At 65.9% G+C, this 18,422-nt stretch carries 21 protein-coding genes, 6 tRNA genes and 1 riboswitch; of the genes, 7 read left to right on the top strand and 20 right to left on the bottom strand.

Annotation, left to right across the window (positions count from 1 at the left end; translation table 11 throughout):
- Positions 1-2: 2 nt before the first annotated feature.
- The 5 genes from trpC to hisI form a co-directional block, all read right to left on the bottom strand.
- A complete protein-coding gene (gene trpC, locus IDT60_RS08155) occupies positions 3-824 on the bottom strand; it encodes an indole-3-glycerol phosphate synthase TrpC (protein WP_191081517.1) in 822 nt (273 codons plus the stop codon).
- Positions 824-1,111 (bottom strand): HGxxPAAW family protein, encoded by a 288-nt coding sequence (locus IDT60_RS08150; RefSeq protein WP_164200658.1) that lies wholly within the window; start codon positions 1,109-1,111, stop codon positions 824-826. Before IDT60_RS08150 ends, trpC begins: the two co-directional genes overlap by 1 nt.
- Positions 1,112-1,227: 116 nt before the next feature.
- Positions 1,228-1,830, bottom strand: coding sequence for a Trp biosynthesis-associated membrane protein (locus IDT60_RS08145; RefSeq protein ID WP_164200660.1), 603 nt, complete (start codon positions 1,828-1,830; stop codon positions 1,228-1,230).
- Positions 1,827-3,395: an anthranilate synthase component I gene (locus IDT60_RS08140; protein ID WP_191081516.1), complete on the bottom strand. Its 1,569-nt coding sequence runs from the start codon at positions 3,393-3,395 to the stop codon at positions 1,827-1,829. The genes IDT60_RS08145 and IDT60_RS08140 overlap by 4 nt, the downstream gene beginning before the upstream one ends.
- A 106-nt stretch (positions 3,396-3,501) precedes the next feature.
- Complete coding sequence (gene hisI, locus IDT60_RS08135; RefSeq protein ID WP_164200663.1) at positions 3,502-3,909, bottom strand: phosphoribosyl-AMP cyclohydrolase; 408 nt, start codon at positions 3,907-3,909, stop codon at positions 3,502-3,504.
- A 135-nt stretch (positions 3,910-4,044) separates the two neighbouring features.
- Here hisI and IDT60_RS08130 point away from each other — a divergent pair, with 135 nt between their 5' ends.
- On the top strand, positions 4,045-4,689 hold the full coding sequence (locus IDT60_RS08130) for a TIGR03085 family metal-binding protein (protein ID WP_164206273.1): 645 nt from the start codon (positions 4,045-4,047) through the stop codon (positions 4,687-4,689).
- Positions 4,690-4,706: 17 nt separating this feature from the next.
- Here the strand turns inward: IDT60_RS08130 and hisF are convergent, their stop codons facing one another.
- The 14 genes from hisF to IDT60_RS08060 all read right to left on the bottom strand — a co-directional run bounded on the left by hisF (position 4,707) and on the right by IDT60_RS08060 (position 15,858).
- Positions 4,707-5,483 carry an imidazole glycerol phosphate synthase subunit HisF gene (gene hisF, locus IDT60_RS08125; RefSeq protein WP_164200665.1) on the bottom strand — a complete coding sequence of 259 codons (777 nt, stop codon included), beginning with the start codon at positions 5,481-5,483 and terminating at the stop codon, positions 4,707-4,709.
- Between the two features lie 52 nt (positions 5,484-5,535).
- Positions 5,536-6,396 (bottom strand): ATP phosphoribosyltransferase, encoded by an 861-nt coding sequence (hisG, locus tag IDT60_RS08120; protein ID WP_164200667.1) that lies wholly within the window; start codon positions 6,394-6,396, stop codon positions 5,536-5,538.
- 90 nt (positions 6,397-6,486) lie between these two features.
- Positions 6,487-6,750 (bottom strand): phosphoribosyl-ATP diphosphatase, encoded by a 264-nt coding sequence (locus tag IDT60_RS08115; protein WP_028270786.1) that lies wholly within the window; start codon positions 6,748-6,750, stop codon positions 6,487-6,489.
- Between the two features lie 96 nt (positions 6,751-6,846).
- Positions 6,847-7,335 carry a 6,7-dimethyl-8-ribityllumazine synthase gene (ribH, locus tag IDT60_RS08110; protein WP_164200669.1) on the bottom strand — a complete coding sequence of 163 codons (489 nt, stop codon included), beginning with the start codon at positions 7,333-7,335 and terminating at the stop codon, positions 6,847-6,849.
- 17 nt (positions 7,336-7,352) lie between these two features.
- Entirely contained in the window at positions 7,353-8,084 is a 732-nt protein-coding gene (gene ribA / locus IDT60_RS08105; RefSeq protein ID WP_164200671.1) for a GTP cyclohydrolase II, read from the bottom strand.
- Between the two features lie 10 nt (positions 8,085-8,094).
- A complete protein-coding gene (gene ribB, locus IDT60_RS08100; protein WP_191081515.1) occupies positions 8,095-8,811 on the bottom strand; it encodes a 3,4-dihydroxy-2-butanone-4-phosphate synthase in 717 nt (238 codons plus the stop codon).
- On the bottom strand, positions 8,808-9,443 hold the full coding sequence (locus tag IDT60_RS08095; protein ID WP_191081514.1) for a riboflavin synthase: 636 nt from the start codon (positions 9,441-9,443) through the stop codon (positions 8,808-8,810). Before IDT60_RS08095 ends, ribB begins: the two co-directional genes overlap by 4 nt.
- Positions 9,443-10,510: a bifunctional diaminohydroxyphosphoribosylaminopyrimidine deaminase/5-amino-6-(5-phosphoribosylamino)uracil reductase RibD gene (gene ribD / locus IDT60_RS08090; RefSeq protein ID WP_370590741.1), complete on the bottom strand. Its 1,068-nt coding sequence runs from the start codon at positions 10,508-10,510 to the stop codon at positions 9,443-9,445. The genes IDT60_RS08095 and ribD overlap by 1 nt, the downstream gene beginning before the upstream one ends.
- Before the next feature lie 262 nt (positions 10,511-10,772).
- Positions 10,773-10,927, bottom strand: a riboswitch (FMN riboswitch).
- A 40-nt stretch (positions 10,928-10,967) separates the two neighbouring features.
- Entirely contained in the window at positions 10,968-11,660 is a 693-nt protein-coding gene (gene rpe / locus IDT60_RS08085; protein WP_191081873.1) for a ribulose-phosphate 3-epimerase, read from the bottom strand.
- A gap of 18 nt (positions 11,661-11,678) precedes the next feature.
- Positions 11,679-13,229 carry an RsmB/NOP family class I SAM-dependent RNA methyltransferase gene (locus IDT60_RS08080; protein WP_191081512.1) on the bottom strand — a complete coding sequence of 517 codons (1,551 nt, stop codon included), beginning with the start codon at positions 13,227-13,229 and terminating at the stop codon, positions 11,679-11,681.
- Entirely contained in the window at positions 13,226-14,146 is a 921-nt protein-coding gene (fmt, locus tag IDT60_RS08075) for a methionyl-tRNA formyltransferase (protein ID WP_191081511.1), read from the bottom strand. The genes IDT60_RS08080 and fmt overlap by 4 nt, the downstream gene beginning before the upstream one ends.
- Entirely contained in the window at positions 14,143-14,736 is a 594-nt protein-coding gene (def, locus tag IDT60_RS08070) for a peptide deformylase (protein WP_191081510.1), read from the bottom strand. Before def ends, fmt begins: the two co-directional genes overlap by 4 nt.
- Before the next feature lie 96 nt (positions 14,737-14,832).
- Positions 14,833-15,693 carry a cytochrome gene (locus tag IDT60_RS08065; RefSeq protein WP_164200683.1) on the bottom strand — a complete coding sequence of 287 codons (861 nt, stop codon included), beginning with the start codon at positions 15,691-15,693 and terminating at the stop codon, positions 14,833-14,835.
- Positions 15,694-15,786: 93 nt separating this feature from the next.
- Positions 15,787-15,858: transfer RNA gene (locus tag IDT60_RS08060), tRNA-Val, on the bottom strand.
- A gap of 228 nt (positions 15,859-16,086) precedes the next feature.
- On the opposite strand from IDT60_RS08060, the gene IDT60_RS08055 reads away from it, so the two are divergent.
- From IDT60_RS08055 to IDT60_RS08030, 6 genes are all read left to right on the top strand, one after another.
- Positions 16,087-16,159, top strand: a tRNA-Gly gene (locus IDT60_RS08055).
- Between the two features lie 47 nt (positions 16,160-16,206).
- Positions 16,207-16,277 (top strand) — tRNA-Cys (locus IDT60_RS08050).
- Positions 16,278-16,317: 40 nt separating this feature from the next.
- A tRNA-Val gene (locus IDT60_RS08045) sits at positions 16,318-16,392 on the top strand.
- A 59-nt stretch (positions 16,393-16,451) separates the two neighbouring features.
- Positions 16,452-16,524: transfer RNA gene (locus tag IDT60_RS08040), tRNA-Gly, on the top strand.
- Between the two features lie 44 nt (positions 16,525-16,568).
- Positions 16,569-16,640 (top strand) — tRNA-Val (locus tag IDT60_RS08035).
- Between the two features lie 170 nt (positions 16,641-16,810).
- Positions 16,811-17,065, top strand: coding sequence for an antitoxin (locus IDT60_RS08030; RefSeq protein ID WP_164200685.1), 255 nt, complete (start codon positions 16,811-16,813; stop codon positions 17,063-17,065).
- A gap of 115 nt (positions 17,066-17,180) precedes the next feature.
- On the opposite strand, the gene zapE is transcribed toward IDT60_RS08030, so the two are convergent.
- A complete protein-coding gene (gene zapE, locus IDT60_RS08025; RefSeq protein ID WP_164200687.1) occupies positions 17,181-18,218 on the bottom strand; it encodes a cell division protein ZapE in 1,038 nt (345 codons plus the stop codon).
- Positions 18,219-18,422 lie beyond the last annotated feature (204 nt).

Raw genomic sequence — 18,422 nt, 5'->3', positions numbered from 1 at the left:
GACTAGGCCCGTGCGGAGATTGCGGCTGCGCCGGCGGCGGTGAACTCGGCGATCCGCTCCCGGGGAGTGGAATCGCTCACCAGCGCCTCGCCCACCAGGATGGCGTTCGCGCCGTTCGCGGCGTAGTGCCTCACGTCGTCCACGCCGCGCACGCCGGATTCGGCGATGACCAGCGCTGCGGCTGGAATCAGGCCGGCGAGGGACGCGAAAACGGAACGGTCGACGTCGAGCGTTTTGAGGTTGCGGACGTTGACGCCGATGATGCGCGCCTCCGCCGCCACGGCACGTTCGATTTCCTCTTCCGTGTGCGTCTCAACCAGGACATTCATGCCCAGTTCGCGGCTGAGCGAGCTGAAGTCCCGAAGCTCGCTGTCCGAGAGTGACGCCACGATAAGCAGGATCAGGTCCGCACCGTGGGCGCGGGCCTCCCAGATCTGGTATTCGTCGACCGTGAAGTCCTTGCGCAGCAGCGGAGTGTCCACGCGGGCACGGACGGCGTCCAGGTCCGCGAGGGAGCCATTGAAGCGCCGCTGTTCGGTGAGGACGCTGATGACGGCGGCACCGCCGTCGGCGTACTGCGCCGCGAGCGAAGCCGGGTCCACGATCGTGGCCAGGTCCCCCTTGGACGGACTGCGCCGCTTGATCTCGGCGATGACCTTGAGCTCATCGCGCGGATCAGCCGGACCGCCGAGGGCCGCCCAGGCATCACGCGCGGGCGCCGCAGCGGCGGCCAGATCTTTCAGTTCCGCGAGCGAAACGAGGCGCTTCCTGGAGTCCATATCCTCCCTGACACCGGCGTTGATGTCATCGAGAACAGTAGCCATCAGTGGCCGGTGCTCTTCAGCTTGCTGCCTTCGACGCCGTAGCCTGCCTTGCGCATGATGTAGCCCAGGATCAGGCCGAGGACCATAACGGCTCCACCGGCGATGAAGATGGGGGTGTTGGCGATGACGAAGGCGATGGAGCACACCAGGGCACCAACCAGCATCACGATCACACAGGTCCACGCTGCGGGGCTGTTGCCATGGCCCAGTTCCTGGCTGTGGTCAACACCGTGGTGGACGGCAGCTTCAGTAGCGGACTTGGACGCGGATGCGGGTGCTTTGCTCATGTGAATCTCCTCAGGATCAATACTGCTTACATTCTGCCATTTTTTGGCGGTGACCTGCCCATCGGCGGGCCCGGCGGCGGTTTGAGGGCGTCATCCCGGCCGGCCGCCGGCGGCGCTTAGGTGGGGTCGTCGCCGCGCGAGAGCCTGTCCCAGCTGTCGATCTCGTCCACCGGCCCTGCCGGCGCCATGCTACTGCCGGCGGACGCGCCGTAGGCGGCCGTGTCATATTTGGTCCGCGACTTCCAGTACCGGCCCGCCGGAACAATCACCAGGGCGCCCAGCGCCAACAGGACACCGGCGACGACGGCGAGAACCGGGAAGACAGTCGCCTCGGCTCCGGCGCTGCTTCCGGTCACTCCGGTGGCGGCAGCAATGGACCCTTGCGCGGCGGCCAGCGGGTCAGCCAGCACCGTTGCGGCGGCCGCGACGATGCCGGTGGCTGCAAGGACGACGATGACGGTGATGACCCAGCGCGCGACCTTTCCGGCGATGGAGGCGGCCAGCCCCCCGGCCAGTGCCACGAGCGCCAGGGCGGTCACCGCGGTGGCCGCCTTGCTGCCCTGCACTGGCAGGGTGTTCTGTCCTCCCGCTGTCTGGCCAACCTGGTCCGGGTCCAGGGTGATGTTGATCCAGGTCTGGGTGGTGGTGCCAAAGACGGCCAGCGCCAGAACTGCTATCAGCAGGACCAGCGTAGACTTGCGTGCCCATGCCGGAGTCATTCGCGGGCCTCCCCGGGATCAGGCAATGATTCGGCCGTGATGTTGCGCAACGATCCGGCCGTGTGGACTGCCCGGAGCGGAGCGGCTGCCTTGTTCACGGTTTCGAGTGCCTCGGTGGGGTTCACCGAATCCGCCACGATGCCGCCGCCGGCCTGGACGTAGGCGCGTCCTTCACGCAGCAGCGCCGAGCGGATGGCGATGGCCATGTCCATGTCGCCGGCGAAGTCCAGGTAGCCCACCACGCCGCCGTAGATTCCGCGCCGGTGCGGTTCAAGCTGGTCCAGCAGGCGGAGGGCTCGGGGCTTCGGGGCGCCGGACAGGGTGCCGGCGGGGAACGTCGCTTTCAGGACGTCATACGCCTTGGCCTGGGGAGACAGCTTCCCCACCACGGTGGAGACAAGGTGCATGATGTGGCTGAAGCGCTCCACCTCCATGAACTGTGTGACGTCCACGGTTCCTGCCACGCACACCTTGGAGAGGTCGTTGCGGGAGAGATCCACCAGCATCAGGTGCTCAGCGCGTTCCTTCTGGTCCGCCAGGAGTTCCTCGGCGAGGGCTTTGTCCCCCTCGACCGTTTTGCCGCGGGGCCGCGAACCGGCAATCGGGTGGGTGATGACCTCTTCGCCGGTCACCGTCACGAGGGCCTCCGGTGAGGACCCGACGATCGAGTACTCCCGGCCGTCGGCGTCTTCGAGGCTGAGGATGTACATGTAGGGGCTGGGGTTGGTATTGCGCAGGACACGGTAGACATCCAGCGGGGACGCGCCGCATTCCATCTCGAAGCGGCGGGAAATGACCACCTGGAACACTTCACCGTCCACAATGGCTTCCTTGCCCCGGTCCAGTGCCTCCAGGTAGGCGGGCTCGGCCCACCGCTCCTCCACACTGGAAGCGAAGTCCAGGGCTGCGGGTTCCATGACCGAGACCGGCTGCGCCACCGGTGTGCTGACCTTGGTGAGCAGGGCCTTGACCCGGGCCACGGCATCGTGCCACGCCTCGTCAACGCGCTCAGAGCTGTTGTCGAAGTTGATGGCGTTGGCAATAAGCAGCACGCTGCCGTCGTGATTGTCGTGCACGGCCATGTCCGTGACGAGGTTCAGCGCGAGTTCCGGCAGGTGCAGGTCATCTTCGGGCGGGCTGGTGAGGCGTTCCCAGTGACGGACCGTTTCCCAGCCCAGGAAGCCCACCAGGCCGGACGTGAACGGCGGCAGGCCTTCGAACCTGCTGGTCCGCAGCGCTTCGACCGTGTCGCGGATGGCATCCACGGGGTTGCCGTCCAGCGGCACTCCGGCCGGCGGCTGGCCAAGCCAGTACGCCTGGCCGTCCTTGGTGGTCAGCGTGGCACGGGATTTGGCGCCGATGAACGAGTAGCGCGACCAGGTTCCGCCCACCGCCGCGGACTCCATCAGGAAGGTGCCGGGCTGGCCCTGAGCCAGCTTCCGGTACAGGCCGATGGGAGTCTCCGCATCGGCGAGCACCTTCAGCGTGACGGGGATGACCCGGCTGTTGCCGGCCAGTTCGCGGAACTCCTCGAGGCCCGGGCTGATGATTCCAAGGTCCTGCATGGCTATGCTTCGCCGCCTGTTCTTGTGTGCCGCCGCGGTGGAACCGCGTCAGTCTTCTGCTGCCAAAGTATGGAGGCCTGAGGGGGTTCCGCCCCAGGCGGGTGGATCAGAGGGCCGCGCCGGCCCGGACGTCCAGGTCCCGGCCGTCGAAGCAGGTCCTGGTGCCCGTGTGGCACGCGGCGCCGACCTGGTCGACGCGGATCAGGAGGGCATCGCCGTCGCAGTCCATGGCCACGGATTTGACCCACTGGACGTGGCCGGAGGTGTCCCCCTTGCGCCAGTATTCCTGGCGGGAGCGGGAGTAGAACGTCACCCGGCCGCTGGTCATGGTCCGGTGCAGGGCCTCGTCATCCATCCAACCCAGCATCAGCACCTCGTTGGTGTCGAACTGCTGGACCACAGCGGCAACAAGCCCGGCACTGTCCCGCTTGAGTGCGGCGGCCAGATCCGGCGACAGCGGGCTGGCGGCGGGGACCGGGACAGATACGGGGGCGGGGGCGGGCTGCTCAGACATCAGGTCAAGTCTAGTGCCTTATCCGGGGCGGTCGAATATGCACGAACAGGCATGGAACGGAGTGTTACCAACGGCACCCGTGCGGGAGCGCTTCTGCTGCCCAACTTCCCCGCTCTCGTGCTAGTTTCACAAGTGATGCATTACGTTGACCCGTCCCGAGAAGTCCTGGCCGAAACCCTCCTGGCGGCCGGCCCTGACGCCCCCACCCTCTGCCGTGGCTGGCGCACCAGGGACCTTGCTGCGCACCTTTACCTGCGCGAACGCAAGGCTGCCGTGGGCCTGGGCCTGATCATCAAGAGCCTTTCAAAGGCCTCGGACAAGGCCACTGCCAAGCTCGCCGCGAAGCTGAAGACCACGGACGACTACACGGGCCTGGTCAATACGTTCCGCAGCGGGCCGCCGGCCTTGTCGCCCATGAAGATCAAGGCACTGGACGAGAGCTCCAACCTGATCGAATACTTCGTTCACACCGAGGACATCCGCCGCGCCCTTGACCGGTGGGCTCCGCGGCAGCTGGATGAGGCGTACTCGGACGCGTTGTGGGACGAACTCATCAAACGGGCCGCCATCCTGTACCGCGGCGTCGACCTGGGCATTGTGCTGGTACGCCCGTCCGGGCCCCGGCACGTGGCCAAACGCGCACCCGTGTCGGTGGCCATCGTCGGCGAACCGGGCGAACTGCTGATGCACGCCCACGGCCGGACCCGCCACGCCCTTGTCACCTTCGAAGGCCAGCCCGACGCCGTCGCCCTCCTCCAGTCAGCCGAAGTGGGCCTCTAACAACCCACGCGTGGGGATCAGCGGACTTCGAAGCCTGCTTCGCGGATGGCCTGCTTGACCTGGGACATCATGTTGTCCGGGCCCCAGTGGAAGATCGAGGCGGCCAGGACGGCGTCGGCCCCTGCAGCCACGGCGGGCGGGAAGTGGGCAGGTTCCCCTGCTCCCCCTGAAGCGATGATCGGCACCTTCACGGCAGCCCGCACAAGCCGGATGAGCTCCAAATCGAAGCCGTCCTTGGTGCCGTCGGCGTCGATGGAGTTCAGCAGGATTTCACCGATGCCGCGGTCGGCCGCTTCCTTGGCCCACTCGATGGCGTCGATGCCCGTACCAGTGCGCCCGCCATGGGTGGTTACTTCAAAGCCCGACGGCGTGGGCTCGGATCCCGGCCGGGTGCGGCGGGCGTCGACGGACAGGACAAGCACCTGCGAACCGAAGTGCCTGCTGATTTCGTTGATGACATCCGGACGGGCCACCGCGGCGGTGTTGATGGAGGCCTTGTCGGCGCCGTAGCGCAGGAGCTTGTCCACCTCGGCGACGCCCCGCACTCCCCCGCCAACGGTCAGCGGGATGAAGACTTCCTCGGCGGTCCGGCGGACCACGTCGAAGGTGGTCTCGCGGTTGCCGGAGGACGCGGTGACGTCGAGGAACGTCAGTTCGTCGGCGCCGGCGTTGTCGTACCGGTGGGCGAGTTCCACGGGATCTCCGGCGTCGCGGAGGCCCTCGAAGTTGATGCCCTTCACAACGCGTCCGGCGTCGACGTCGAGGCACGGGATGACTCGTACAGCTACAGCCATGGGTACTCCTGGAATTCTCGGGTGGATTCTGCGGCGCTACGAGGCCAAAGGCTCAGATGCGGCAGGCGTGGATGCTGCTGACCAGGATGGCGCGGGCGCCAAGGTCATACAGCTCGTCCATGATGCGGTTGGTTTCCTTCTTCGGAACCATGGACCGGACGGCCACCCATTCGGAGTCACGCAGCGGGGAGACGGTGGGCGATTCCAGACCCGGGGTGAGTGCTGCGGCCTGCTCCACGAGTTCCTTGCGGATGTCGTAGTCCATCAGGACGTATTGCCTCGCAACCAGGACACCCTGGAGGCGGCGGATGAGAACTTCAATTTCCTTGGCAGTGCCGTTGGCGGCGCCGCCTTCGCCGGTGCGCCGGATCAGGACGGCCTCGGATTTGAGGATCGGATCGCCGAAGATCTCCATGCCGGCGGCCTTAAGCGTGTTACCCGTTTCGACGACGTCGGCAATGGCGTCCGCCACGCCCAGGCGGACAGATGATTCGACGGCGCCGTCAAGCCGGACCACTGTGGCCTTGACGCCGCGCTCGGCGAGGTATCCCCGCAGCAGTCCGTCGTAGCTGGTGGCGAGGCGCTTGCCTTCAAGTTCTTCCACCTTGCTGAAGTCCCCGACCGGTCCGGCGAAGCGGAACGTGGAGGCAGCAAAGCCCAGGGGCAGCAGCTCTTCGGCTTCCACCTCGGCGTCCAGCAGCAGGTCGCGGCCGGTGATGCCGACGTCGAGCGTTCCCCGGCCGACGTAGACGGCGATGTCGCGCGGTCGGAGGAAGAAGAACTCAATGCCGTTGTCAGGGTCCATCATGACCAGTTCGCGGGTGTCGCGGCGCTGGCGGTAACCGGCTTCGGACAGCATGGCGGAGGCGGCTTCGGACAGGGAGCCCTTATTGGGGACGGCTACTCGCAGCATGGGGGTCTTTCTTGTTGGGAGGTCTAGTGATCAGGCAAACGGGCCACACAGGGAACTGGCGGGCAAGGAAGGCCGCACAGTGCGCAGTGGCTACAGATGCTTGTAGACGTCTTCCAGGGTCAGGCCTTTGGCGAGCATCAGAACCTGCAGGTGGTACAGCAGCTGGGAGATTTCCTCAGCCGCGGCTTCATCGGATTCGTACTCAGCGGCCATCCAGACTTCGGCTGCTTCCTCCACGACTTTCTTGCCGATGCCGTGGACTCCGGACTCCAATTCAGCGACGGTGCGGGAGCCTGCCGGGCGGGTGGCTGCCTTCTCACTCAGTTCAGCGAACAGCGTCTCGAAATTCTTCACGCCCTACAGCCTACTTGCTGCGCGCCTCACGGCGCCTGTCGGGCCGCTGCATGACGGGCGCCATGTGAGTGAAGACACACAGCGCCCGCCATTTTGCTAGCGGCTGTACTGCTTGAGGAGGACTGCCGTGGCCAGGGCCGCCGTCACTGCTTCGTGGCCCTTGTCCTCATTGGAGCCGGGCAGCCCGGCCCGGTCCAGGCCCTGCTGCTCCGTGTCGCAGGTGAGCACGCCGAAGCCCACCGGCACCCCGGTGTTGACGCTCACGTCGGTCAGTCCCGACGTCGCTGCCTGGCAGACGTACTCAAAGTGCGGCGTGCCGCCGCGGATGACGACGCCGAGAGCAACCACTGCGTCAAAGTGCGGTGCCAGCCGCGCGGCAGCGACCGGAAGCTCGAAGGCTCCCGGAACGCGCAGGACCGTGGGTTCGCTGATGCCTGCGTCCTTGGCGGCGCGCAGTGCACCGTCCAGGAGTCCGTCCATGATCTGGGTGTGCCAGCTGGCGGCCACAATGGCCAGCCGCAGCTGCGACGTTTCCGCCGGGTTGAGGGTGGTGAGGTCGATATCTGGTGCGCCGTGTCCGCTCATGCGTGTATCTGGTCCGTTCAGTCTTGTTCGTGGGAGAAGGTGTCAGCAGCTGCGCCGGGCACTGCCACAACGTGGGTGTCCAGCGTCAGCCGGTGCTCCATGCGGTCCTTTTTGGTCTGCAGGTAGCGGATGTTCTGGTCGCGGGAGGGCACCTCGGTGGGAACCATCTCCACGACCTTCACGCCGGCTTTGGCGAGCCGGTTCTGTTTGTCAGGGTTGTTGCTCAGGAGCCGGACCTCGTGGAGGCCCATCTCTGCGAGGATCTGGGCGGCAGCCTTGTAGCAGCGGGCGTCCACCGGGAGTCCCAGCTGCTCGTTGGCTTCCACGGTGTCAAAGCCGGCTTCCTGGAGCGCGTAGGCCTTGATCTTGTTGGCCAGGCCGATCCCCCGGCCTTCCTGTCCGCGCAGGTACAGCAGGGTGCCGCCGAACTCGTTGATGAGCTCCAGCGCGTACGCCAGCTGTTCGCCGCAGTCGCAGCGGTAGGAACCGAAAACGTCACCGGTCAGGCACTCCGAGTGGAGCCTGACCAAGGGGGCCAATCCATCCTTGGGCGGATTGGGCGAGCTCACGGCCAGGTGTTCGGCGCCCGTGGCAAGGTCGGTCCAGGCCTGCGTAATGAAGTCGCCAAAGGCGGTGGGCAGCTGCACGATAGGACCGGCGCTTACCGGGTGGTGGGCATGGCCGTTGCTGGCTGCCTTGCGGTGGTGGCCGTCCTGGTGGCTGTCGTCCGAAAATCCGGAAACCGTCATCGTTACTCCTCTACTCCGCCCGGGCGTCCGGCCCGGTGTTACTGTCGGCGGGAACCGCGGCCCCTGCTTCAAGGTAAGCCACAAGGTCCTCGATCGAGATCAAGGGGCACCCGTGTTCGGCGGCGAATACCCGCAGCCCGTCGAGCCGCATCATTTCGCCGTCGTCGTACACAACCTCGGCAATGACGCCCACCGGCTCCAGTCCGGCAAGCCGGCAGAGGTCCACGGCCGCTTCGGTGTGGCCGGGGCGTTCACGCACTCCACCGTTAACGGCCCGGAGCGGGAAAATATGCCCCGGCCGGGTCACGTCGGCCGGTCCGGCGCCGGGGTCTGCCAGCACGCGTGCGGTCAGGGCGCGGTCGGTGGCGGAAATGCCGGTGCTGACGCCTACCGCCGCGTCACAGGAAACGGTGTACGCCGTGCCTTTCGAATCCTGGTTGACTGCCACCATGGGAGGCAGTGCCAGGGCATCGGCGCGGTCTCCGGCGAGCGGGACGCAGATGACCCCGGAGCTGTACCGGATGGTCCAGCCCATCAGTGCGGGAGTGGCGTGCTGGGCCGCGAAGATAATGTCACCTTCGTTTTCGCGGTCCTCGTTATCCACCACCAGCACGGGCAGTCCAGCGGCCATGGCGCGGATGGCGTCTTCCACGGGGTCGAGTCCTGTTGTGGCGTCCCGGCGCGTCGTTGCGTCCGAGGCTGGCTCCAGCCGGATCGTGGTGTTCATCGCGTGCCTCCATTTGCTGCGCCGGTGCTGAATGCCAGCAGGCGTTCGGTGTATTTGGCCAGCACGTCCACCTCGAGGTTGACCTTGCTGCCTGTTTGTTTTGCGCCCAGACCGGTCTCAGCCAGCGTTGTGGGAATGAGGCCCACTTCGAACCACGGCTCGGACTCCGCCGCGGCGCTGACCGCCGTGACGGTGAGGGAGACGCCGTCGATCGCTATGGAACCCTTTTCGGCGATGTAGCGGGCGAGGTTGGCCGGCACACCGAACCGCAGGCGCTCCCAGTTGCCCAGCGCCTCGCGTTCCAGCAACTGGCCGACGCCGTCGACATGGCCCTGGACAACGTGGCCGTCGAGCCGGCCGCCTGCCGGTACACACCGCTCAAGGTTGACCGAATCACCGGCCGCAAGCTCGCCAATGGTGCTTCGGACCAGTGTCTCGCCCATCACGTCAACGCTGAACTCCTTGCCGTCGATCTCTGTGGCAGTCAGGCAGACTCCGTTGACGGCAATGGACCCGCCGAGGGCTAGCCCTTCGGTGGTTCCTGGAGCACTCAGCCGGAGGGTCGCGCTGGCATCGCCGTCACGCTCCACGGACAGGACGTGGCCCTGTTCGGCAATAATTCCGGTAAACATCAGTAGCCTCCCATGGCTGGTTCCGCGGCAGTGCGGGATGGTTGTGGTTCCAAAGCTTCGATTGGTTCTGGCCGGAGGTGCAGCCTAAGGTCGCGTCCCAGCGTCCGCACCGCGCCGCCGTCGGACGTGTCCCATTCCCAGTGCTGTGCCTCTGCGAGGGTGGTGATTCCTAAGCCGTTCAGCGCGGGCGTTCCTGAACCCAACAACGTAGGCGCCAGGTAGACAATGAGTTCATCCACGAGCCCGGCGGCAAGGAATGAGCTGAGGATGCGCGAGCCGCCTTCCACCATGACATGGCGGATTCCTTCCGCGTACAGCAGAGACAACGCCTCATGCGGGTCCCTGGTGGGCAGGTGAAGCACGTGCCCGTCGTCGCCGCGGATGGCTGCGTCCGCCGGGATCTCCCGGAGGCCCATCACGGCACGCAGCGGCTGCTTCCCTGTAGTGGCCCCCGAGGCGTCACGCGCAGTGAGCCGTGGATTGTCCACCAGTACTGTCTGCGTGCCCACCAGGATGGCGTCGATCCGCTGCCGTAGCCCGTGATTGTCCGCCAGGGACTCCGGAGACGAAATCCATTGGCTGGTCCCGTCCTCCGCGGCGATCCGGCTGTCCAGGGTCTGGGCGATGTGCAGTGTGACGAAGGGCCGGCCGGCAGCTACGGCGAGGAACCACTGACGGTTCAGTTCCAGGGCTTCGACGGCGGCGAGGCCGCTGCGGACGCGGACTCCGGCCTTCCGCAGGGTGGCTGCGCCACCCGCTGCCGGGTCATGCGGATCGTCGACGGCGTAGACCACATCGGCGATTCCGGCCTCGATGATCGCCTGGGTGCAGGGGCCGGTGCGGCCGAGATGGTCGCAGGGCTCAAGCGTGATCACCATGGTGCAGCCCGTCAGGTCCAGCCCTGCTGCAGCGGCCTCCAAAATCGCGTCGGCTTCGGCATGGGGGGTCCCGGCGCCGCGGTGGTAACCGGTCACAAGGTGCTGACCGGCGGCGTCAATGACGACGGCGCCAACGAGCGGATTCGCTCCGCGCGGTCCCTTAAGGGCTGCTTCGAGGGCAGCGTTCATTGCGGCCGTTTCGGAGTTGCTGAACGCCGTCACGTTATCGACCGGAGTCACGTTGTCGACGCGGGTCACGTTGTCGACGCGGGTCATGGGGCAGCCACCGGGCGGGTGGCGTCGGCGTCCGGTACGTAGGACAGCCTGGCTTCAAAGAGCCATCGCAAGGGGTTCATGTGTTGTGTCGTTCCTTCCCTCTAGAACCGCGATGGCTCCGGGGGTATATGACAGCAGAAGGCCGCGGCGTCATCAGGACGCCGCAGATACAGCTGTACGTGCTTCTCTCATCCAGACTTTAACTGTCGGTACCGGAATTTCACCGATTCAACCGTCCGCCGGTTCCCTCCCCCGAAGGGGAAAGCGCCGGCTCGCGGGTCGCGGACTATCACCGCCGGTTCGGACTTACACCGACCCCGGAGCACGTATTGTGTGTTGCTATTGTGCCATAACTACAAGGGCGTCCGGACTATTCCCCCGACCCGGTACGTAACGTGGAACGCAACGTCAGGGTGCCGGCTTCACGGAGCCGGGTGATGGCTGCTCCCGGGTCTTCGGCACCATACACGGCCGAGCCAGCGACGAAGACGTTCGCCCCGGCTTCTGCCGCCCGCAGGATCGTCTCCTCGGTGATGCCGCCGTCGACCTGGAGGGCGACCTCAAGCCCGGACCCGTCGATGGCGGCCCGCGCGCGGCGGATCTTGGGCAGGGTCAGGTCCAGGAATGCCTGGCCGCCGAAGCCCGGCTCCACCGTCATGATCAGGAGCATGTCCAGTTCTTCGAGCATATCCAGGTACGGTTCCACGGCGGTGGCAGGCCGCAACGCCAGGCCCGCCTTGGACCCCCTGGCCCGCAGTTCCCGGGCCAGCTTTACGGGCGCAACGGAGGCCTCGGCGTGGAAGGTCACCGACGCCAGCCCGGCGTCGGCGAATCCGGGCGCCCAGCGGTCGGCGTCGGAGATCATCAGGTGTGCGTCCAGCGGCACGGGGCTGACGGCCTGGATCCGCTGGACCACCGGCAGGCCGAGCGTGAGGTTGGGAACAAAGTGGTTGTCCATAACGTCCACGTGGACGGCGTCGGCGTTGCTGATCCGCTGCAGTTCGGCTTCAAGGTTGACGAAGTCGGCAGAGAGAATGCTCGGGTTGATGCAGCATTGCGGCATGGATGAACCTTTCACGGGTCAGGCCTTCTTGCGGATGAGGGCCAGGAACATGGCATCGGTGCTGTGGATGTGCGGCCACAGCTGGGCAGTGGAATTGTGGCCGGCCCCCAGGTTTCCGGTGAGGCTCACGCCGTCCAGGACCGCGCCGGCCTCCAGCAGTTCGAGGTCCTCGCGTTTCCGGAGGGCATCGGTGACGACGGCCGTGGTTTCGGCCGGGTGGGGCGAGCAGGTCACGTAGGCCACCACGCCGCCGGGTCGGACTGCATCCAGGGCCGATGTGAGGAGTGCGCGCTGCAGCGGACCAAGATCTGCCAGGTCCTTAGGGGTACGGCGCCAGCGGGACTCCGGCCGCCGGCGGAGTGCGCCCAGGCCGCTGCAGGGGACGTCCACGAGGACGCGGTCGAAGCTCGCGGCCATCTCCGTGCCCACTTCCCGGCCGTCGCCGGTGCGCACCTCCCACGTCTCGCGCGGAACCGCGGCCAGGGCCTGGCGGACCAGCTTGGCCCGGTGCGGGGCAGGCTCGTTGGCCAGCAGCGTGGCGCCCTGTTGCCGGGCGAGGGCGCCGAGCAACGCGGCCTTTCCGCCGGGTCCGGCACAGAGGTCCAGCCAGCGTTCGCCGGTGCCGCTGCCGGTGCCCAGCTCTACTGCCGCCATGGCCCGCGCCACCAACTGCGAGCCGACGTCCTGCACGCGGGTACTGCCTTCACGGACGGAGGCGAGCCGGCCAAGGTCTCCGCCGCTGGAGAGCGCTGATCCTTCGACGAGTTCACCCGGCGTCGCCCCGTTGTCGAGGGCCTCATCCAGGCTGCCCAGGCCCGGCAAGGCAACAAGGTTGACAACCGGAGCGGCGTTGTCGGCTTCCAGGAGGTCGTTGATCTCCGTGACGGAACGCCCGTGTGCCACCAGCGACTGGCGCATGGCCCGGACGATCCATTCGGGGTGGGCATACCGGATGGAGGCGATTTTGGTTTCATCGCTCTCCCCCGCCACCAGGTGCTCAAGCCACTCCTCCAGGGTGTGTGCCGTGACCTTCCGCAGCACCGCATTGATCAGGGCCGACGGGCCGGCGCCGATGACAGCGCGTGCCAGGCCAACAGTCTGGTCCAGGGCCGCATGCGCCGGAACGCGCATAGCCAGAAGCTGGTGGGCGCCGATGCGCAGGGCATCGAGGATGGCGGGATCGAGCTGGTCCAGCGGCCGGTCCACGCAGCGGGCCAGGACGGCGTCGTAGGTGCCCTGGTTGCGCAGGGCACCGTAGCTCAGTTCGGTAGCGAAGCCGGCGTCGCGCTTGTCCAGGTTGTGGTGGCGGATCCGGGACGGGAGCACCAGGTTGGCGTAGGCGTCCTCGGCGGCCACCGCACGCAGTACTTCAAAAGCGACAAGGCGCGCGGGGTCCGCCCGGCGCGTGCGCTGAGCGGGGGCGTTCTCGGTGAAACTCTTCTGCGGACTCCTGTTCCGCTCACGGCCCTGGGCGTTGCGCGTGCTGGTATCGCGCGGGCCGCCCTTGCCCCGGCCGCTTCCGCTGCCGCCCCTGCCACGGCCGCCTGCATTACCGCCGGACTCGCTCATTCGAACACCACGCTTTCAAGTGAAGCCATACCGCGGGCCCAATCGGCCGCGGCCATCATTTTTTTGCCCGACGGCTGGATCCTCGTCAGCTCCACGGCGTGGGATCCGGTCCCCACCAGGACGCTCTTGCCTTCGAGGGCAACTGCACCGGGCTCCAGGCCGGAACTGCCGGGCCGGAGCCGGACCGGTTCCAGTTTCACCCGCTGGCCGTCCAGCGTGGTCCAGGCGCCGGGCTCGGGCGTAACGCCCCGGGCCCGCCTCCCGATGGCAAGCGCAGGCTGCTTCCAGTCAAGCCGGCCGTCGTCGATGGTCAGTTTGGGGGCCAGCGATACGTCGCCGGCCTGCGGCCGGGGCGCCGCCTTCCCGGCTTCCACCGCGGACAGAGTCTGGGAGAGCAGGACGGCGCCGCTGTGGGACAGCCGTTCCAGCAGCGCTCCGGCGGTGTCGTCCGGGCGGACGCCCTCTGTCAGCGTCCCGAAGACGGGGCCGGTATCGAGCCCTTCTTCCAGCAGGAAGGTGACTGCGCCGGTGACGTCATCACCGGCGATGACGGACCGCTGAACCGGGGCCGCTCCGCGCCAGGCTGGAAGGAGGGAGAAATGCAGGTTGATCCAGCCATGCGGCGGAACATCAAGGGCGGCCCGGGGAATCAGTCCCCCGTAGGCCACGATGGCCGCCACGTCCGGCCGGGCAGCGGCGATTTGCGCCGTAACGGCCTCATCCACGCGCGTGGCATGGATGATGTCGATGCCGAGTTCAGCGGCGCGGGCTGCAACGGGCGACGGCGTCAGCACGCGCTTGCGTCCAACCGGCGCGTCCGGGCGGGTCAGGACCGCAACGATGTCAAAGCCGGCATTGACCAGGGCGTCCAGGGACGGGACCGCGACGGCCGGAGTGCCGGCAAAAAGTACCCTCATGCGGTGGGGCCACCGCCGAAACCGGACCCGTCAAAGCTTCCGCCGCCGAAACTGGACCCGACCGTTTTGGCGCGTTTCGTCGTCGTGCGTTCCGTGATGGCCTCGTAGTTCGCGTTGCGGATGGCGCGCAGCGCGGTCTTCCGGTCCTCGCCTTCCAGGCGGTCCGTATAAAGGACGCCGTCCAGGTGGTCAGTCTCATGCTGGAAGCAGCGGGCAAGCATGCCCTCGCCTTCGACTGTCACAGGATTCCCGTGCATGTCAACGCCGGAGACCTTTGTGGCGCGGAACCGGCGGACAGGGAAACCCAGCCCCGGGATGGAGAGACAGCCCTCCACATGGTCGGACTGGTAGTCATCACTGTTTTCCAGGACCGGGTTGATGATGTGGCCGTCAACGCCACCCACACGGTAGGTGAAAACGCGCTTGCTGACGCCGATCTGGGGCGCGGCGAGACCGGCGCCTTCAACGTCCTCCATGGTTTCCGTCATGTCGGCGACGAGCTTGGCCAGCTCCGGCCCGAATTCCGTCACAGGATCGGCCACTGTGCGGAGCACAGGATCTCCAATGATGCGGATATTCAGAATGGCCATGTGCTGTCTTTCCTCACGGTGGGGGTTGGCGAACCAATCCAGTTTAGGCGCAGGACCATCACTGCAGGGACTGCAGCAGGCTAAAGGGCGGGACGGCTAGGCCGTGCGGACGCGTACTGATGGCGGCGGCGCCACCGGCAGGAGCGCCGAGCCGGCAGCCACCGTGTCTGCAGACAGCTCCCATACGCGCCGCAAGGCGCAGAACTTCCACCAATGGTGCTTAAGGACCTCAGGGTTGGCCCGGACCGGACGGACTTCTGTCTCGCCAATGGCCACGGCAAGGAGCAAGGGGTTCTCCCCGTACTTCCAGGGCTCCCATTCCCCTGCTACGGCGTCCACCAGGCTTTCCTCCGCCTTCATGCCGGCCACGAGCTGCATGACCACCTTGTCATCCAGCGGCTTGACCGTGCCGTCCCGGGTGGTTCCCTTGGTTTTGTAGTCGATCAGGCAGATCCGGCCGTTAATGCGGGCCACCAGGTCCAGCGTCCCGGCGTAGCCCACCGATTTGTTCCAGACAGTGATTTCCGGCGCGATGGGTTCGACGTCGTAGAGTTCCCACCACTCATCGAACCGCAGGGCAAAGGCTTCCTCACCATTGGCGGCCAGGGCCTCGCGTGTTTCCTTCATGGCATGCGGCCGGCCCAGGGCACGGAGTGCGACCTGCTCGCAGTAGTTATGGACCCGGTCACCGCGTCTGGCAGCGTCATCCCGGTATGTCTCCGCCGCCTTGGAGGCCCGGTTGACGGCCTGGCGGATTTTCGCCGGACTGCCCAGGCAGTCGGCCAGCAACGGATCCTTGGCCAGGCTGCTGGCACCCATGTAGCCGAACCAGCCGTCCAGCCCGTGCGGCTGCTGGCCGATCACCGTGGTGATGGACGGAACTGAGAACTGTTCGGACGTGGACCGCGCGTACATGCGGCCGTATTCCGTGGCATGGGCAAGGAGTGGATCAGTCATACAAAGACTCTTTCACAAGGGGCTGACAAAAAGAGGGGCACAAAAAAGGTCCGTTCCCGCTCGGCTTGAGCGGAAACGGACCTGATTCCTCGGTGGGCGATACTGGGTTCGAACCAGTGACCTCTTCGGTGTGAACGAAGCGCGCTACCACTGCGCCAATCGCCCCGATGCCCTTGAATGCTAGCGGACCGGACGGGGTTTATGGAAATCGAGATGGCGTCATCCTCGAATTACATAGGTGTAATTCGCAAAAACCCCTAGATTGCAGGGATCCAGGGCCGTCGCTTTCACTCCGGGAGGCTCGATTTGGAGAATCCCTGAACCTCCTATAGAGTTCTTACTCGTTGGAACGCGAGGAAATGCCCGAAACGGCACGGAATCAACAGTCAACATGCGGACGTAGCTCAGCTGGTAGAGCACCACCTTGCCAAGGTGGATGTCGCGAGTTCGAATCTCGTCGTCCGCTCGCAGGACACTGTCACGGCAAAGGCTCTTCGGAACCGGCGCTTACACGGTGGGTTGGCCGAGAGGCGAGGCAGCGGCCTGCAAAGCCGTATACACGGGTTCGAATCCCGTACCCACCTCGGTGAAAACCATGGTTTCCGGTTCATCCCGGATGGCAATGGGCGATTGGCGCAGCGGTAGCGCGCTTCCCTGACACGGAAGAGGTCACTGGTTCGATCCCAGTATCGCCCACCAAGCAAGACAACTTGCTTCATGCAGTACTCAAGGCCCAACGGCCTGAATGTGCTTCATACGCGGACGTAGCTCAGCTGGTAGAGCACCACCTTGCCAAGGTGGATGTCGCGAGTTCGAATCTCGTCGTCCGCTCTCTACCCCAGTAATAAATCCGAAACAACCGGCTTTCCGGTTCCGGGCGATTGGCGCAGCGGTAGCGCGCTTCCCTGACACGGAAGAGGTCACTGGTTCGATCCCAGTATCGCCCACAGCAGCAGCTCCCCGGAGCTGCTTTTTTATTGCCCTCTTTCCGGCGGCAGCTGCGTGATCCGCTGCCAGCGAACGTCCCGGACCCCCGATTTCCTTGGCACACACATAAGAGAGGTCTAGGATCGATTGCGGAGGAGCGACCTGGCTCCGTGATTGAAGGGAGGTGCTCGTGGGACTGATTGACGATCTTAAGGGCAAGGCTCAGGGTCTCATCCATGGCAACGAGCAGGCCATCAAGGACGGCATCACCAAGGCCGGCGATTTCGTCGACACCAAGACCGGCGGCAAGTACGCGGGTCACGTCGACAAGATCCAGGATGGCGCTTCCAAGCTCATTGACAAAAACGGAACGCCTGGCGCGGCACCTGCCAGCGAGCAGGTACCGCCGGTGAACCCGGTTCCGCCGGTCGACAAGGCTCCGTAACAAGGATTTGGCCAGGGCTTTGCCCTAGCACGTCAAGGGGGTGCGGGTCCCGCCGGGAGGCGGCACCTGCACCTTTGGCGTTTAAGCGGCCATCACGCGCGTCGCGGATTAGTGCTTACGAGGGCTCGTGGTTCTGGCCCTCGCGTGCCAGTGCGGTGAGACGGGACACGGCACGGTAGTACTTCTTGGTGTAGCCGCCGTTCATCATCTCGTCGGTAAAGAGCTTGTCGAAGGGAACACCGCTGGCCAGGATGGGGACATCCTTGTCATAGAGGCGATCGGCCAGCACCACGAAGCGCAGGGCAACGGCCTGCTCCGTGATGGTTTCCACGTTGCGCCACACCACACCGTCGATGCCGTCGATGAGCTGGCGGTAGCGGCTCGGGTGCACTCCGGCGAGGTGTCCGATCAGGGAGCTGAATTCGTCCTGGGCCACCGTCTTGCCGTCGAACTCGGCCTTCATCTGTGCCGAGAGCTGGCTGTTCTTCAGCGGGGCCGGGGCGGCCGGCAGGCCGCGGTGCCGGAAGTCCTCGCCGTCGATCCGGATGACGTCGAACTGGTCCGCTAGGACCTGGATCTCGCGGGCGAAGTCGACGGCGGCAAAGCGGCCGTCGCCCAACGAGCCCGGCAGGGTGTTGGACGTCGCAGCGAGCTTCACGCCGGCGTCGGCCAGTTCACGCATCAGCCGGGACATCAGCACGGTGTCGCCCGGATCATCGAGTTCGAATTCGTCGATGCACACCAGCTTGTAGTTGCTCAGCGCCTCGACTGTCTTACGGAAGGACAGGGCGCCCACCAGGTTGGTGTATTCCACGAACGTGCCGAAGGCTTTGGGGCCGGGGGCTGCGTGCCACAGGGACGCGAGCAGGTGGGTCTTGCCGACGCCGAAGCCGCCGTCGAGGTATATTCCGGCCCGGGTTTCGACCTTCTTTGCGAAGAGCTTTTTGAACAGACCTGCGCCGTCACCTGCACCGACACCGCCGGCGAATCCTTCCAGCGCTTTGACGGCTGCCGCCTGGGAAGGCTGGTTCGGGTCAGGCCGGTAGCTGGCGAAGGAGACCTGGCCAAACCTCGGCGAAGGATAAAAGCCCTTCAGGAGCTCATCCACCGACACCGCCGGCGTACGGGCGGCAAGCTGTTCGATCTGTACCAAGGTGGTCCGTTCTGCTGGTGGGTTGTCCCCAGAAAGAATACCGGCAATGGCCCGGCCCTCCCGCGCCATGCCGCCGTCTATGACTTCGGCGTGACAAAGGCCATATGTCCCCCTGTTAACAGCAGGGCGGACACGGCGGCCGGCCATAGCTAGGGTGGAAGCAGGGTTCCACCTCCCGCAACAGCTCCGCCGTATGTCTGAAGT

The organism is Pseudarthrobacter sp. BIM B-2242, from assembly GCF_014764445.1.
GTDB lineage: Bacteria > Actinomycetota > Actinomycetes > Actinomycetales > Micrococcaceae > Arthrobacter > Arthrobacter luteus_A.
The sequence above is the reverse complement of the archived record's forward strand: the minus strand, read 5'-3'. Positions and strand labels throughout refer to the sequence as shown.

Coding starts and splice junctions, on each gene's coding strand:
- trpC (WP_191081517.1), bottom strand. CDS start 824: ATGGCTACTGTTCTCGATGACATCAACGCCGGTGTCAGGGAGGATATG.
- IDT60_RS08150 (WP_164200658.1), bottom strand. CDS start 1,111: ATGAGCAAAGCACCCGCATCCGCGTCCAAGTCCGCTACTGAAGCTGCC.
- IDT60_RS08145 (WP_164200660.1), bottom strand. CDS start 1,830: ATGACTCCGGCATGGGCACGCAAGTCTACGCTGGTCCTGCTGATAGCA.
- IDT60_RS08140 (WP_191081516.1), bottom strand. CDS start 3,395: ATGCAGGACCTTGGAATCATCAGCCCGGGCCTCGAGGAGTTCCGCGAA.
- hisI (WP_164200663.1), bottom strand. CDS start 3,909: ATGTCTGAGCAGCCCGCCCCCGCCCCCGTATCTGTCCCGGTCCCCGCC.
- IDT60_RS08130 (WP_164206273.1), top strand. CDS start 4,045: ATGCATTACGTTGACCCGTCCCGAGAAGTCCTGGCCGAAACCCTCCTG.
- hisF (WP_164200665.1), bottom strand. CDS start 5,483: ATGGCTGTAGCTGTACGAGTCATCCCGTGCCTCGACGTCGACGCCGGA.
- hisG (WP_164200667.1), bottom strand. CDS start 6,396: ATGCTGCGAGTAGCCGTCCCCAATAAGGGCTCCCTGTCCGAAGCCGCC.
- ribH (WP_164200669.1), bottom strand. CDS start 7,335: ATGAGCGGACACGGCGCACCAGATATCGACCTCACCACCCTCAACCCG.
- ribA (WP_164200671.1), bottom strand. CDS start 8,084: ATGACGGTTTCCGGATTTTCGGACGACAGCCACCAGGACGGCCACCAC.
- ribB (WP_191081515.1), bottom strand. CDS start 8,811: ATGAACACCACGATCCGGCTGGAGCCAGCCTCGGACGCAACGACGCGC.
- IDT60_RS08095 (WP_191081514.1), bottom strand. CDS start 9,443: ATGTTTACCGGAATTATTGCCGAACAGGGCCACGTCCTGTCCGTGGAG.
- ribD (WP_370590741.1), bottom strand. CDS start 10,510: ATGAACGCTGCCCTCGAAGCAGCCCTTAAGGGACCGCGCGGAGCGAAT.
- rpe (WP_191081873.1), bottom strand. CDS start 11,660: ATGCCGCAATGCTGCATCAACCCGAGCATTCTCTCTGCCGACTTCGTC.
- IDT60_RS08080 (WP_191081512.1), bottom strand. CDS start 13,229: ATGAGCGAGTCCGGCGGTAATGCAGGCGGCCGTGGCAGGGGCGGCAGC.
- fmt (WP_191081511.1), bottom strand. CDS start 14,146: ATGAGGGTACTTTTTGCCGGCACTCCGGCCGTCGCGGTCCCGTCCCTG.
- def (WP_191081510.1), bottom strand. CDS start 14,736: ATGGCCATTCTGAATATCCGCATCATTGGAGATCCTGTGCTCCGCACA.
- IDT60_RS08065 (WP_164200683.1), bottom strand. CDS start 15,693: ATGACTGATCCACTCCTTGCCCATGCCACGGAATACGGCCGCATGTAC.